Source organism: Sutcliffiella sp. FSL R7-0096, from assembly GCF_038595065.1.
Classification (GTDB): domain Bacteria; phylum Bacillota; class Bacilli; order Bacillales; family Bacillaceae_I; genus Sutcliffiella_A.
In genome coordinates this window covers 3,201,121-3,215,744 of record NZ_CP152003.1, presented here as the reverse complement: position 1 = coordinate 3,215,744, position 14,624 = coordinate 3,201,121, and the positions used below count along the sequence as shown (strand labels likewise).

General features: G+C 40.4%; 12 protein-coding genes. All 12 read left to right on the top strand.

Going from position 1 to position 14,624, the window contains the following annotated elements; genetic code table 11:
* The first annotated feature begins 33 nt into the window (after nt 1–33).
* The 12 genes from MKY77_RS16525 (at nt 34) to MKY77_RS16470 (ending at nt 14,597) form a co-directional block, all read left to right on the top strand.
* Nucleotides 34–1,674: a Na/Pi cotransporter family protein gene (locus MKY77_RS16525; protein ID WP_339146904.1), complete on the top strand. Its 1,641-nt coding sequence runs from the start codon at nt 34–36 to the stop codon at nt 1,672–1,674.
* A 72-nt stretch (nt 1,675–1,746) separates the two neighbouring features.
* Nucleotides 1,747–2,226 carry a DUF456 family protein gene (locus tag MKY77_RS16520; protein WP_339146903.1) on the top strand — a complete coding sequence of 160 codons (480 nt, stop codon included), beginning with the start codon at nt 1,747–1,749 and terminating at the stop codon, nt 2,224–2,226.
* A 120-nt stretch (nt 2,227–2,346) separates the two neighbouring features.
* Complete coding sequence (gene pfkA, locus MKY77_RS16515) at nt 2,347–3,306, top strand: 6-phosphofructokinase (RefSeq protein ID WP_339146902.1); 960 nt, start codon at nt 2,347–2,349, stop codon at nt 3,304–3,306.
* Nucleotides 3,307–3,466: 160 nt separating this feature from the next.
* On the top strand, nt 3,467–4,075 hold the full coding sequence (locus MKY77_RS16510) for a superoxide dismutase (RefSeq protein ID WP_339146901.1): 609 nt from the start codon (nt 3,467–3,469) through the stop codon (nt 4,073–4,075).
* 283 nt (nt 4,076–4,358) lie between these two features.
* A complete protein-coding gene (locus tag MKY77_RS16505) occupies nt 4,359–5,642 on the top strand; it encodes an MFS transporter (protein ID WP_339146900.1) in 1,284 nt (427 codons plus the stop codon).
* A gap of 146 nt (nt 5,643–5,788) precedes the next feature.
* The gene (locus tag MKY77_RS16500; RefSeq protein WP_339146899.1) at nt 5,789–7,960 is read left to right on the top strand and encodes a penicillin-binding protein 2; all 2,172 of its coding nucleotides are present in this window, start codon (nt 5,789–5,791) and stop codon (nt 7,958–7,960) included.
* Between the two features lie 475 nt (nt 7,961–8,435).
* A complete protein-coding gene (locus MKY77_RS16495) occupies nt 8,436–9,422 on the top strand; it encodes a PstS family phosphate ABC transporter substrate-binding protein (RefSeq protein WP_339146898.1) in 987 nt (328 codons plus the stop codon).
* 93 nt (nt 9,423–9,515) lie between these two features.
* Nucleotides 9,516–10,475, top strand: coding sequence for a phosphate ABC transporter permease subunit PstC (pstC, locus tag MKY77_RS16490; RefSeq protein WP_339146897.1), 960 nt, complete (start codon nt 9,516–9,518; stop codon nt 10,473–10,475).
* Nucleotide 10,476: 1 nt separating this feature from the next.
* Nucleotides 10,477–11,361 carry a phosphate ABC transporter permease PstA gene (gene pstA / locus MKY77_RS16485; protein ID WP_339146896.1) on the top strand — a complete coding sequence of 295 codons (885 nt, stop codon included), beginning with the start codon at nt 10,477–10,479 and terminating at the stop codon, nt 11,359–11,361.
* Between the two features lie 18 nt (nt 11,362–11,379).
* Nucleotides 11,380–12,204 (top strand): phosphate ABC transporter ATP-binding protein PstB, encoded by an 825-nt coding sequence (gene pstB / locus MKY77_RS16480; RefSeq protein ID WP_339146895.1) that lies wholly within the window; start codon nt 11,380–11,382, stop codon nt 12,202–12,204.
* A gap of 24 nt (nt 12,205–12,228) precedes the next feature.
* The gene (gene phoU / locus MKY77_RS16475) at nt 12,229–12,888 is read left to right on the top strand and encodes a phosphate signaling complex protein PhoU (protein ID WP_339146894.1); all 660 of its coding nucleotides are present in this window, start codon (nt 12,229–12,231) and stop codon (nt 12,886–12,888) included.
* Between the two features lie 245 nt (nt 12,889–13,133).
* Nucleotides 13,134–14,597 (top strand): SulP family inorganic anion transporter, encoded by a 1,464-nt coding sequence (locus MKY77_RS16470; RefSeq protein ID WP_339146893.1) that lies wholly within the window; start codon nt 13,134–13,136, stop codon nt 14,595–14,597.
* Nucleotides 14,598–14,624: the final 27 nt, after the last annotated feature.

The following is a 14,624-nucleotide window of genomic DNA, read 5'->3' as shown; positions in this document are numbered from 1 at the left end:
ATCAAGTCTTTTCGGAATAAGGGGTTGAATGTATTGGAATTGGATGTTCAGAGGTTGATATTTGAATTTTTTGGTGGTCTGGGTATTTTCCTTTTCGGGATTAAATACATGGGTGACGGACTACAAAAGTCAGCTGGTGATAAGCTGAGGGATATCCTCGATCGTTTTACAACGAATCCTTTTATGGGTGTGCTAGCTGGTATTTTAGTGACAATTCTAATTCAATCCAGTTCAGGGACAACAGCATTGACTGTAGGGTTAGTTAGTGCAGGGTTCATGTCGCTGCGTCAGGCGATTGGAGTTATAATGGGTGCCAATGTTGGTACAACGGTAACGGCATTCATTATCGGTATTAAGATTGATGAATATGCTTTGCCTATCATAGCTTTAGGTGCGGTATTACTTTTCTTCTTTAAAAATCAAAAAATTCAATACTTTGGTCAAATTGTTTTCGGTTTCGGAGCTTTATTCTATGGATTGAAGACGATGGGGGATGGACTTAAACCACTGCGTGAAGTACAGGCTTTCATTGATTTAACAGTATCCATGAGTGATAATCCAATTCTTGGAGTAGTGGTAGGTACGGTCTTTACGGTACTTGTTCAAAGTTCCAGTGCAACGATTGGGATCTTGCAGGAATTATATGGACAAGGGGCAATCAACTTAGATGCAGCATTACCAGTTCTTTTTGGAGATAATATTGGTACAACGATTACCGCTGTCTTAGCTGCGATTGGTGCTTCAGTTGCTGCAAGAAGAGCTGCATTATCACACGTTATTTTTAATCTAGTCGGAACGACCATTGTCTTATTATTGTTGATTCCATTTGAGCAATTTGTATTATTCTTGCAAAGCAGTTTAAACCTAAATCCACATATGACAATTGCATTTGCCCATGGCTCCTTCAATATTGCCAATGTTATAATCCAGTTCCCGTTCATCGGCCTGCTGGCGTTAATTGCAACGAAAATCATCCCTGGTGATGATGCCATTGTAGAATATAAAGCAAAACATTTGGATCCAATCTTCATTGAACAATCCCCTTCACTAGCCTTAGGACAAGCTAAGGAAGAAGTGTTAAGAATGGGTGAATTCTCTGTTGTCGGTTTAGAATCAACGCATAATTATTTGAAAACCGGAACTTCCAAATATTCAGAACAAGCGTATTCTTTGGAAGATGCCATTAATAACTTGGATAGAAAAATTACGGATTATCTTGTTAAACTTTCTTCTGCTTCATTATCTGATAGTGAGTCCGAAGAACACTCCACTTTAATGGATACAGTTCGTGATATTGAGCGTATCGGTGACCATTTCGAAAATATCGTTGAGTTGGTTGATTACCAAATCAGAAACAAAGTGGAACTGACAGATAAAGCAGAGAAAGACCTTGAGGAAATGTTCACTCTAACTCAATCCACTGTGAAAGAAGCGATTGAAGCTTTAAGAACGAATAACAAAGATTTAGCTAATGATGTAAGATTAAAAGAAGACCAAATTGACAAAATGGAACGTTCTCTTCGTAAAAAACATATCCTGCGTATGAACGAAGGACTGTGCACAGGTCAAGCGGGAATCGTGTTTGTAGACATCATCAGTAACCTAGAACGTATTGGCGATCATGCTGTTAATATTGCTGAAGCCGTTCTTGGTGAAGAGCACGAAACATTATAATAGCCAATACCGTATATTAGGAACCAGACTCATATTAGGGTCTGGTTCTTTTCACAATAAGGAGGTTTTCTCATGGAAGTGGTATATTGGATTATTATTATCGCTTTATTTGTCATTTCATTTATAGGGCTCGTCTATCCAATCATTCCGAGTGTGCTTTTTTTAGTAGGGGGCTTTTTACTTTACGGCATATTGTTTTCTTTTGAAGAACTTACATTTCTGTTTTGGGTCATCACCTTTCTTTTTGTAATATTGTTATTCGTGGCAGATTATTTCGCCAATCTTTTAGGGGTGAAAAAGTTCGGTGGCAGTAATGCATCAATCTGGGGAAGTACGATTGGATTATTAGTTGGACCTTTTATCATTCCAGTTGCCGGTATCATTCTTGGTCCATTTCTTGGTGCCATATTAGGGGAACTAATTGTTAAAAGGAACGATATGAAAGCATCCATTAAAGCGGGTTTTGGTTCAGTGGTAGGCCTGTTCAGCAGTGCCCTTGTAAAAGGTATCATTCAAGCGGTGATGATCATCATTTTCTTTATTTTCATATGACCAACCTTATCAGTGGATAGATCGGCTAATGGAATGGTTTAATAAGGATATACTAGAAGTGTTTGCATTTGGCGCTTTCGTGTAATAACAATGATAGATACATAAAAAGGAGGGCTTTATTTGAAAACAATTGGGGTTTTAACTAGTGGGGGCGACTCCCCGGGAATGAATGCAGCCGTGCGGGCGGTGGTAAGAAAAGCGATTTACCACAACCTGAATGTATATGGAATCTACCAAGGATATGCAGGTCTGATGTCCGGAAATATTAAAAAACTGGAGCTGGGATCGGTAGGGGACATCATTCACCGAGGTGGCACCGTATTGTACACTGCCAGAAGTGAAGAGTTCAAAACACTTGAAGGTCAACAACAAGGAATAGAACAGTTGAAAAAGCACGGTATTGAAGGACTGGTTGTTATCGGTGGAGATGGTTCCTATAAAGGGGCTCAGAAGCTGACTGAACATGGATTTCCATGCATCGGGCTTCCTGGGACCATTGATAATGATATTGCCGGTACCGATTATACAATAGGGTTTAACACAGCCCTTCACACGGTTATCGACGCAATTGATAAGATAAGGGACACCGCAACTTCCCATGAACGTACTTTTATTATAGAAGTAATGGGTCGTCATGCTGGTGATATTGCATTATGGGCAGGACTTGCAGGTGGTGCGGAGACCATCATCATCCCTGAAATTGGCTTTAAGCTGGAAGATGTGGTTGGCCGTATTAAAAGTGGTCAAAAACGTGGCAAAAAGCATACGATCATTGTGTTGGCTGAAGGCGTTAGCAGTGGAATGGACTTTGCCAAACTGATCGAAAAAGAAACAAATTTGGACACGAGAGTATCCGTGTTGGGGCATATTCAAAGGGGCGGTACCCCTACTGCATTTGATCGTGTACTTTCAAGTCGATTAGGTGGCCGTGCTGTAGAACTATTAATGGAAGGAAAAGCCGGAAGAGCTGTCGGAATGGAGAAAAATCAGGTTGTGGACTATTCCTTTGATGAAGTTTTTTCTATGCCGCATAAGATTGATGAGAGCATGTACAAGCTCTCACAGGAGCTGTCCATTTAAATGGGGACCACCTTTTTGAGGATAGATAAATAATTCCAGCTGAGCAAAGCAGATTGATTGAAAGATTGTACAAGTTTTGGTAATCTGAAACTAACGGATCAAAAAGGGTTCCACTTTTTTTGATTTAGTTTAACTACATAAAAATTAGGAGGAGATAATTATGGCATACGAACTACCACAATTACCTTATGCATACGACGCATTGGAGCCTCACATCGACAAAGAAACAATGAACATCCACCACACAAAGCATCACAATACTTACGTTACTGGTATTAACGCTGCATTAGAAGGTCAAACAGATCTTCAAGGCAAAAGTGTGGAAGAGTTAATCTCCAACATGGACGCTGTTCCTGAAAACATCAAAACACCTGTACGCAACCACGGTGGCGGACATGCTAACCACAGCTTATTCTGGAATATCCTTACTCCAGGTGGAGCTACATCTCCAAATGGCGAATTAGCAGATGCTCTAACAAGCAAGTTCGGTAGCTTTGACAACTTCAAAGACGAATTCGCTAAAGCAGCGGCTACTCGTTTCGGATCTGGTTGGGCTTGGTTAGTAGTAAACAACGGTGAGTTGGAAATCACTAGCACACCAAACCAAGACTCTCCATTAATGGAAGGCAAGACTCCGGTTCTAGGTCTTGACGTTTGGGAGCATGCATACTACCTAAACTACCAAAACCGTCGCCCTGACTACATCAACGCGTTCTTCAACGTAATTAACTGGGATGTAGTAGGAAAACTTTACAACGAAGCAAAATAATAAACCAAAAACTCTCATCTTTAAGAAGATGGGAGTTTTTATTTTAAATGTGATTTATAGCTGATGCTTGGAGCAAAAGGCGAAGACTCCTGCGGGGGAGTAACGGTTGCTTAAGACCCCGCAACGAAGTGAGGAGGCTCAAGCATCGTCCCGCGGAAAGCGAAGCCTTTTGCGGAAAGCATCAGCGACGTTAAACAGAACCTACCCAGATGTTCATAAATCAAAGTACATAACTCCCACTCCTTTAAGCCACAATAAACGTAGATAAAGGAGCGGGGTAAAGATGGCAGCTTTAAAAAAATTAATTGGTGATGTGGAAGTCAACAAGGACCTCATGCTACTGCTGATCATAGGTGGACTCTATTCGTTGAGCATCGCTTTATCCAATACATTTGTGAACGTCTATCTTTGGAAGCAATCAGGTGAATTCAGTGATCTTGGCTTCTACAATTTAGCGATAGTCGTTTTCCAACCACTCACCTTCATATTGGCAGGAAGGTGGGCAAAAAAAATCGATCGAGTCATTGTGCTACGTTTAGGTGTCGTATTCTTAGCACTTTTTTATTTGTTTGTTTTGTTTATCGGAGACAAGGCTTCCACCTATCTTTTGATGCTTGGGGCATTACTTGGGATAGGGTATGGTTTCTATTGGCTTGCATTCAATGTATTGACTTTTGAGATTACAGAACCGGAAACAAGGGACTTCTTCAATGGGTTTCTAGGTATATTAACGTCAGTTGGCGGAATGATCGGTCCCTTTGCAGCAGGATACATTATTTCTACTTTAGAAAAATTTACGGGTTACACTGTTATATTTAGCATTTCTCTCGTTTTATTCTTTGCTGCCGTCATCTTGAGCCTATTTTTGAAAAGACGTGGAGCGGAAGGGAGTTATGAACTTCGTCGTATCTTTCATGAAAGAAAGAACAATGACAATTGGCGATACATAACAAACGCCCATTTCTTTCAAGGATTGAGGGAGGGTACATTTCTATTTGCGATTTCTGTCTTAGTGTTCATTACTACCAATAGTGAACTGGCACTTGGTACATTTGGGCTTCTAAATTCCGCTGTTGCATTTGTATGCTACTTTCTGGCAACAAGGATGATCAAAAAAGAGTATAGAAAAAAGTCCATTCTAGTCGGAGGGCTGATCCTATACGGAGCGATTTTCTTTCTTATTTTTGACCTGACCTATGTGAAGCTTCTGATGTATGCTGTGACGATAGCCATCGCATATCCGCTACTTCTTGTCCCGTATGTGTCACTGACCTATGATGTAATTGGACGTGGATGGAAAGCAGCAGAAATGCGGATAGAGTATATAGTGGTAAGGGAAGTCTTCTTGAACATAGGTCGTGCTGGTTCCATCATTCTATTCTTAATTGCCGTGATATTTTTCGATACAGAAAAGAGCATTCCTATACTTTTATGTATCATTGGAGCGGGACATGCTCTTATTTACCCATTTGTCCGTAAAGTGGAGTTGGATGCACCACCCCCTAGAGAGGAGCCTCATCCAATTGTGACAACTTTGCGAGACGGAGAAGGAGAATCGACACCATAGTTATATTTATTAATAGAAATTCTAGGCAATTTCCTATACAATAAGAAGAAGACACAGACACCTAGCCAAGCAAATGTAGGTGTCTCTTGATTTTTTATTCAAAGGGCTATTAATAGCCATAAAAATAAAACGAAAAGGTGTAGGGAATGACCAATCAAAAGCAAAAAAAGAAAAAGAAGAATTATGTCCCATCTCGTTTGAACCTTTTGTTTTTTGCGGTATTCTTACTCTTCTCGGCCTTGATTTTAAGACTGGGATTCGTACAGATTGTATTTGGTGAGGATTATCGCAAGGAAGTGGATCGGACGGAGAACGTTACGGTTAACACGCTTGCCCCAAGAGGTAAAATTTTTGACCGCTATGAAAACGTCGTGGTGGATAACACCCCTCTGAATGCTATTACATATACAAGAATGCAATCAACCACGGCAAAGGAACAACTAGAAGTAGCCAAGAAACTTTCAGAAATCATTACCATGGATAAGAAGAAAATCCAGGAACGTGATAGGAAGGATTATTGGATCCTTACCCGGCCTGATGAAGCCGCAGCACTAATCACAGATGAGGACCTTAAAAAGGTTGCCGACGGTGAGATGGAAGAGAGTGACCTTTATCAACTTCAATTGGATCGTATTACGAATAGCCAAATAGCTGAAATCACAGCGGAGGAAGAAGAGGTACTTGCCATCTTCCGAGAGTTTAACAAAGGGTACTCACTTACTCCACAAATTGTAAAAAACCAAGAGGTTACAGCTAAAGAGTTTGCGATGGTCAGTGAAATGCTTGGTGATTTGCCTGGGGTAGATATCACAACCGATTTCGTCCGCGACTATGTATATGAGAATACCTTACGCTCCATCTTTGGAAAAGTATCGACATCGGAAACTGGTATTCCAAGTGAGCGTATTGATGAATTTCTTGCAAGAGGCTACAGTCGGAATGACCGTATAGGGATAAGTCAGATTGAAGCACAATATGAAAATGTACTACAGGGACAAAAGGCCCGTGTCCGTAACGTTACAGATACAGCTGGAAACCTCCTTCATCAAGAAAAAGTATTTGATGGTTCAAGAGGAAAGGACCTTATTTTATCCATTGACATGGAATTCCAGCAAAAGGTCGAAGAAATTCTGACAGATGCCTTGCTTAGAACAAAGCCGAAACCAGAAGCCAAGTATCTTGACAGAGCATTTGTGGTTGTAATGGATCCGAAAACAGGTGAGGTTCTATCACTTGCCGGAAAGCAAATCGTTCTGGAAAATGGAAAGTATGAGGTGCTTGATAATGCACTAGGAACATTCCAGGAAGCTTATGAACCTGGTTCAACCGTCAAGGGAGCAAGTGTACTGGCGGGGATGGAACATGGAGTAGTGCATAACAATAAATACTATCATGATGCTCCTGTGTATATTGGGACAAGAGATAATTTCACTCGAAAAGCATCTTACGTGAACATGGGTACGATCAATGAGCTCACTGCCCTTGAAAGATCTTCCAACGTTTATATGTTCAATATCGCATTGGATATTGCCAAAGCGAATTATAGACCGTATAACCCGTTGTTCATTGATCCGAATGCTTATGATGTGTTCAGAAAATCCTTTGCACAGTTTGGCCTTGGTGTTGAGACAGGCATAGACCTACCGAGGGAATCAACTGGTGTAATCGGAACAGATAGAAGCTTGCCAGGTAAATACCTCGATTTATCCATTGGTCAATATGATAACTATACAACCCTTCAATTGGCGCAATATGTATCCACTATTGCTAATGGTGGCTACCGTATGAAGCCTCAATTAGTGAGGGAAATACGTGAACCGTCACAAGAGGAAGGCCTTGGGGCCGTTGCAAGGGGATTCAAGCCGGAAGTATTAAACCGTTTAGAGGTTACAGACGATCAGATTAAACGGGTTCAGGAAGGATTCATTCGTGTTTATCATGGTACAGCCGGAACTGCAAGAGGTTCTAAAGTAAAAAAATATAAGCCTGCCGGTAAATCAGGAACAGCCGAATCCCCAATCTTCAATGTAATTGGTCAAGATGAAGATGGAAATCCAAGATATGAAAAAATAGAAACCCTAAACTTCAATCTTGTAGGCTATGCACCTTATGATAATCCGGAAATGGCTTTTGCGATCGTTGTTCCAAAAGCATCTACAAACTTCAGTGTAACCGGTGGAGTTACAACTGAAATTGGAGATGCCGTGATGGAAGCCTATTTCGACTTGAAGCAGAAGCGTGCTCAGGGACAACCTTCACTTGAAGAGCAGAAAGAAGAAGAGGAAAACCAAGAAGATAATGAAGAAGACACAGAATAATAGTTGTAAAGCACTCCATGACGAAGTGCTATCAGTGTGTAGACAAAGCTTAAAATAATGAAATTCTCTAGTTGATCGCAGTGGAAGGAGCGAAGACTCCTGCGGGAAGAAAGGACATGGAAGACCCCGCAGGGCGTAGCCCGAGGAGGCTTCCGGACTGCCCGCGGAAAGCGAAGCTCCTGCAACGAAGATCAACTCTTCCAACAGATAACCTAACTAGTTTATAGTTTGTCAACAGTCTGAAAGCACTCCATGACGGAGTGCTTTTTTATGTGAAATAGACGATATATGCAATTTGTAATAGAATCAACCCCTAAATCCCGCTATTTTCCCCAATAATTCTCCGAAAATACGACATTTACAAAACCTTTACACATGATTCATATCCAGTTAACACATAAGTTATATTCTATTACTCGTAGGGCAAGACAAACAGAAACATCAACTAAACAGAAACCTTAGGGGGAATTAAGAAATGAAAAGCTTCAAACGTTTTTTATTACTAGCAATCGTAGCATCTCTTGCAGTATTTGCTGCGGCGTGCGGCAACTCAAACAACGGAACTTCTGAGGGAGCATCAGCAGAAGGAACGGCTGCTGCGGATGGAGAAGAACTTGAAGGTAGTGTAGTAATTGATGGATCTGGTACGGTATTTCCTTTCATGGCTGTAATGGCTGAAAAATACATGACAGAAGCTCAAGAAGGTGTTTCTGTTGAAGTGAGTCGTGCTGGTACGTCTGCAGGATTCAAAAAATTCTTAGTGGACAATGGTACTGACTTTAACAATGCTTCCCGTACTATCAAGGATGAAGAGAAAGCACAAGCAGAAGAGCTTGGCATGGATGTACATGAAATGAAAGTAGCACTTGATGGATTGACAATCGTAATCAACCCGGAAAATGACTGGGCTAAAGAGCTTACAGAACAAGAGATCATCGATATTTTCTTAGCTGAAGGAAACAAGAAGAAATGGTCCGATGTACGTCCTGAATTCCCTGATGAAGAGATCAAGACTTATGGACCTAACGAAAACCACGGAACTTACGAATTCTTCTGGGAAAAAATCCTTGAAGAAAAAGATTTAGCTGAAGGTACAAACTTACAACAAGAATATTCTACACTTGTAGACCTTGTTTCTAAAGATAAAAACGCAATCGGATTCTTCGGTTACGGATACTATGCAAGCAACACTGACAAATTAACGGCTGTAAATGTTGACTTTGGTAACGGGCCAGTTGAGCCATCTCTTGACACAATCGCTGAAGATGGTGACTACGCTGATTTCACTCGTCCGGTATTCACTTACTTGAACAAAGGTTTGGCTAAAGAAAAACCTCAAGTATTGGACTTTGCTATCTTCACGATGCAAAATGCCCAAACTATTGCAAGTGAAACAGGATTTGCTCCATTGACAGATGAAGAAATCAAAGCTGCAGTTGAAGAGCTTGAAGCTTTAAAGTAAGGAACAACCTGAAGATGAGGAGCTGAAGGCTGCTCATCTTCCTCTATGTATTCAACAATTAGGCCTTGGATGGTCCTTGTTACAGGGTGAAGGATGAAAGGGGATTTCAAATTGGCTACTCAGAAGGAAAGCTTAAATGTACGTGAGTTGATCAATGAAAAAAAGACAACTCTTAACATAAACAGGTTTATTGAAGCGTTTGTGCCGAAATTTTTATTAGTAATAGCAACAATTTCAATCTTCACAACGCTTGGTATCATTTTTACTTTATTATTTGAAACGGTGGAATTCTTCAAAAGAGTACCTTTCGTCGAATTTTTTACAGGTACTGTGCTAAAGCCACTGGGACAGAACGCTCAATTTGGGGTTCTTCCATTGCTAATGGGAACATTGATTTCCTCTTTGATAGCAATGGTGGTTGCGATCCCAATCGGACTGATGTCCGCTATTTTCTTAAGTGAATATGCTTCTGATAGAGTTAGAAGAGTCTTAAAACCAATTTTAGAAGTCCTTGCCGGTATTCCAACTATTGTTTATGGATTCTTTGCATTCACTTTTGTGACACCGATCTTACAAGCAATCATTCCTGGATTACAATCAACCAATATCCTCAGTCCCGGAATAGTGATGGGAATCATGATCATCCCGATGGTTGCCTCTTTATCTGAAGATGCGATGAGCTCTGTTCCTAATGCAATGAGAGAAGGAGCATTGGCGCTTGGATCTACTAAATTAGAGGTGGCTTGGAAGGTTGTTGTTCCTGCAGCTATGTCTGGCATTATCGCTTCCTTTGTCCTGGCTATTTCCCGTGCAATCGGTGAAACGATGATCGTGACAATTGCAAGTGGAAGTACCAAGAATTTTACGTTTGATGTAACGCAATCTATGCAAACGATGACTGCATACATTGTGGAAGTAACCGGTGGAGATGCACCAGCTGGTTCAACTTTATATTACAGCTTGTACGCTGTTGCGATGACATTGTTCGTGTTTACACTAGTCATGAACCTAATCGCCCAGTATATCTCTCGCAAGTACAGGGAGGAATATTAAGATGAAGTATGTTGATGCAGCGCAAGTACAAAAGAAAATGAACACAAGATTGAGCATAAATAAATTGGCTAAATCATTATTCCTAGCAGCTACGTTAATTGGTCTTGTTGTTCTAGTTATCTTATTCTACCGTGTTATCTCCCAAAGTATGGGGTGGATTGATCTTCAATTTATTACGAGTAAACTGTCTACCATGGCAGATAGAGCAGGAATCATGGGAGCCATCATGGGGACAGTATGGCTGATGTTGGTGGTAGCACCACTTACCATGTTCCTTGGAGTCGGAACGGCTATCTATCTAGAAGAGTATGCAAAAAAAGGACGCCTTCAACGTTTTCTACAGACGAATATTTCTAACCTGGCGGGTGTACCTTCCATTGTATTTGGTATCTTGGGATTAACTATTTTTGTAAGAGCGGCAGGACTTGGAAACATCGTTTTAGCCGGTGGACTTACAATGGCATTATTAGTTCTTCCTATTGTGGTTGTAGCAAGTCAAGAAGCAATTCGTTCTGTACCTGGTTATTTGAGGGAAGCATCCTATGGTATGGGTGCGACAAAGTGGCAGACAATCAAGAATATCGTGTTGCCAGCATCATTACCAGGTATCTTGACAGGAGTTATTTTAGCGTTATCCCGTGCGATCGGGGAAACAGCTCCACTAGTTGTATTGGGTATACCTGCATTATTGATTCCGCTACCTGAAGGAATCTTTGACAAATTTACTGTGCTACCTATGCAAATTTACTATTGGACCATTGACGCAGCTCTTGTGGCAGAATACGCGAACCTTGCAGCAGCAACCATTGTGGTACTACTTTTCATATTATTATTCATGAATTCCATAGCGGTTATCATTCGAAATAAATTCCAAAGAAGATTTTAATCATAGGAGGAATCATCTATGCAAATTGCGGTACCTGAACGTGAAACGAAGTACAATCCTTCTTCCATTATTACTACTCCAAAAGAAAAGAACATTGTTTATCATACAAAAGATTTAAACCTGTGGTACGGAGAAAATTTGGCATTGAAAAACATCAACTTGCCAATCTATGAAAATGAAGTGACAGCAATCATCGGTCCATCCGGTTGTGGTAAATCCACGTATATCAAAACATTGAACCGTATGGTGGAGCTTGTACCAAGTGTCAAAGTATCAGGCGATATCCTTTACCGTGAAAATAACATTTTGGCAAAGCCCTATAAAGTGGAAGAACTAAGAACAAGTGTAGGAATGGTATTCCAAAAGCCTAACCCGTTCCCAAAATCCATCTATGACAACATTGCTTACGGTCCAAGAATTCACGGAATCCGTAACAAGAAAATCCTTGATGAAATCGTTGAAAAGAGCTTGCGGGGAGCGGCTATCTGGGATGAAGTGAAGGATCGCTTGAAGGAAAATGCATACGGCCTATCCGGTGGACAGCAACAGCGTTTATGTATCGCCCGCTGCTTGGCGATTGAACCAGATGTTATTCTTATGGACGAACCGACATCTGCCCTTGATCCAATTTCAACACTGAAAGTAGAAGAGTTGGTTCAAGAATTGAAGAAAGACTATAGCATTGTCATTGTAACCCATAACATGCAACAAGCTGCACGTATTTCTGATAGGACAGCCTTCTTCTTAAATGGAGAAGTAGTAGAGTACTCGGAAACAGATAAATTATTCTCCAATCCGGCAGATAAGCGCACAGAAGACTACATTACTGGCCGTTTCGGATAATAAATTGAAGAGAGGAAGAATCAGATGGTAGTGCGTCAATTTCATGTCGATTTGGAAACGTTAAGAGATAAATTATTGGAGCTAGGTAGCTTAGCAGAAGTGGCAATGGGTAAATCCATTACGGCATTAACAAATAAAGATGTGGACCTTGCCCTCCAAATTATTGAAGAAGATAACAAAGCAGATCGACTGGATGAGGAAATCAATGATTTTGCCATCCTTTTGATAGCCAAGCAACAACCTGTTGCAATTGACTTAAGAAGAATATTTGTTGCTATTAAAATTTCAACAGATGTGGAACGAATTGCTGACTTTGCAGTAAACATTGCAAAATCCACTATTCGAATCGGAAAAAGCGATCAGCCATTATTACCAATTGAAAAGATTGAGAAAATGCACAGTATAGCTACAGAGATGTTATCTTTATCATTAAAAGCATATTACGATGAGGACATCGTATTGGCGAAAAAGGTTGCCGACATGGATGACCAGGTGGACGAGCTTTATGGTCAAAATATCCGTGAACTGCTGCAGCTTACAAAAGACTACCCTGATATGATTCCTGAAATTACACAACTTAGCTTTATCTGCCGTTATATTGAGCGTATGGCGGATCATACAACCAATATATCGGAAAACATTTTCTACCTTGTTAAGGGTAGTCATTATGAACTAAATGATTAATTTAACGGCTTTGTTCTTTAAGAACAGAGCTTTCTTTATGTTTATTGTGCGCTTTTTTACATACGTGCAAAAACAAGAGAAAAATAGAGGGATTTTAAGAAACTGAGAGATAATCTTGTGTGTTCCCGTTTTCATCCTATTTTTTAGCTTAGAAAATTTGTGGTATGATTTTTCCTGTTGCAAACGGACCCGACTTTCTTGAGAGTAGAAAGTCAAAAAACTAAATAAAACGAAAGAGGTGTGCTATGAACGTAGCAAACTTAAAACAAGAATGGTTTGGCAACGTACGCGGTGACGTACTTGCCGGAATGACCGTAGCATTAGCCCTCATTCCTGAAGCAATCGCATTTTCTATCATTGCTGGTGTTGACCCGATGGTGGGTCTTTATGCGTCCTTCTGTATTGCCGTGGTTATCGCTTTCACTGGTGGGAGACCGGGGATGATTTCTGCTGCAACCGGCGCGATGGCATTATTGATGGTTACACTGGTTGCGGATCATGGAATAGAATATCTGTTTGCTGCTACCGTCTTAACGGGTATCATCCAAATTTTGATGGGTGTATTTAAACTTGGGAAATTTATTTCATTTTTACCTCAGGCCGTAATTATTGGATTTGTAAATGCTTTAGCAATCTTAATTTTTTCAGCACAATTGGTTCACTTTTATCCTGAAAAAGGTGGATCCTGGATAATGGTCGGTTTTGTAATTGCTACACTTGCCATTATATATTTGCTTCCAAGAGTCACAAAAGCATTACCATCTGCATTAGTGGCAATTGTCGTTATCACAGCAATTACCTTATTTGGTGGAGGGTTTGGTCTCAGTACAGTTGGGGATCAAGGCGAAATTTCAAGAACCTTACCTTTCTTCCATATCCCTATGGTGGATTTGTCCTTGGAAACATTTATGATCATCCTTCCATATGCATTTACACTTGCTATCGTAGGTAATCTAGAGTCCCTGTTAACTGCAACAATCGTGGACGAAATGACAGATACAAAAAGTAATAAAAACCGTGAAATGAAGGGACAAGGTATTGCGAATGTCATAACCGGGTTCTTTGGTGGTATGGCTGGTTGTGCAATGATTGGACAATCAGTAATTAACGTTAAATCAGGTGGGCGTGGTAGATTATCTGCACTAGTAGCAGGGACGTTCCTTTTATTTCTGATTATGGTGCTTGGAGATGTAGTGGTTCAAATCCCAATGGCAGCTCTTGTTGGAGTAATGATCATGGTTTCCGTTGGTACGTTTGATTGGCAATCCATCCGTGAAATTCACAAAATACCTCGCGCTGATGCCGTAGTCATGATTGTAACCGTAGCAATTGTTGTATATACACATGACCTTGCAAAAGGAGTGGGAGCAGGGGTTGTATTAAGTGCTTTGATCTTCGGTTGGAAGATGGCCAAAATCAAAGCAACCATGGTGTTAAAAGATAAAGTCATGCATTATCAAATCACGGGACAAATGTTCTTTGGAACGATGAGTCACTTTGTAGATTTATTCGATTACAATAATGATCCAAAAGAAATCGTTATTGATTTCAGTAACACACATATTTGGGATCAATCCGCAGTTACTGCTATTTCAAAAACGGTATTAAAATATCAAAGACTAGGTAAGAACGTTAAAATTATAGGCCTTAATGATGAAAGTAAAACACTTATAGACAGAGTAGGCTTATCTGCAACTTCTGGTCATTAATAGATAATTTACTAAACGGGACATAAA

Coding starts and splice junctions, on each gene's coding strand:
- MKY77_RS16520 (WP_339146903.1), top strand. CDS start 1,747: ATGGAAGTGGTATATTGGATTATTATTATCGCTTTATTTGTCATTTCA.
- pstA (WP_339146896.1), top strand. CDS start 10,477: ATGAAGTATGTTGATGCAGCGCAAGTACAAAAGAAAATGAACACAAGA.
- MKY77_RS16470 (WP_339146893.1), top strand. CDS start 13,134: ATGAACGTAGCAAACTTAAAACAAGAATGGTTTGGCAACGTACGCGGT.
- MKY77_RS16500 (WP_339146899.1), top strand. CDS start 5,789: ATGACCAATCAAAAGCAAAAAAAGAAAAAGAAGAATTATGTCCCATCT.
- phoU (WP_339146894.1), top strand. CDS start 12,229: ATGGTAGTGCGTCAATTTCATGTCGATTTGGAAACGTTAAGAGATAAA.
- pstC (WP_339146897.1), top strand. CDS start 9,516: ATGAAAGGGGATTTCAAATTGGCTACTCAGAAGGAAAGCTTAAATGTA.
- MKY77_RS16510 (WP_339146901.1), top strand. CDS start 3,467: ATGGCATACGAACTACCACAATTACCTTATGCATACGACGCATTGGAG.
- MKY77_RS16495 (WP_339146898.1), top strand. CDS start 8,436: ATGAAAAGCTTCAAACGTTTTTTATTACTAGCAATCGTAGCATCTCTT.
- MKY77_RS16505 (WP_339146900.1), top strand. CDS start 4,359: ATGGCAGCTTTAAAAAAATTAATTGGTGATGTGGAAGTCAACAAGGAC.
- pstB (WP_339146895.1), top strand. CDS start 11,380: ATGCAAATTGCGGTACCTGAACGTGAAACGAAGTACAATCCTTCTTCC.